The 255-nt window shown below is 25.1% G+C and carries 1 protein-coding gene; it reads left to right on the top strand.

Translation table 11 applies throughout. The features are described 5' to 3' along the window. Positions 1 to 255 (top strand): hypothetical protein (locus tag HS848_RS13160; protein WP_198612557.1); only part of this gene is annotated, 255 nt, incomplete at both ends.

Raw genomic sequence — 255 nt, 5'->3', positions numbered from 1 at the left:
GTTATTACTTACGATGTTATTTACGTTATTACTTACGATGTTATTTACGTTATTACTTACGATGTTATTTACGTTATTACTTACGATGTTATTTACGTTATTACTTACGATGTTATTTACGTTATTACTTACGATGTTATTTACGTTATTACTTACGATGTTATTTACGTTATTACTTACGATGTTATTTACGTTATTACTTACGATGTTATTTACGTTATTACTTACGATGTTATTTACGTTATTACTTACGAT

This window comes from Staphylococcus caledonicus, from assembly GCF_016238465.1.
GTDB classification, from domain to species: Bacteria; Bacillota; Bacilli; order Staphylococcales; family Staphylococcaceae; genus Staphylococcus; species Staphylococcus caledonicus.
Note: the sequence above shows the minus strand (reverse complement) of the source record. Positions and strands in the feature narration are given on the sequence as shown.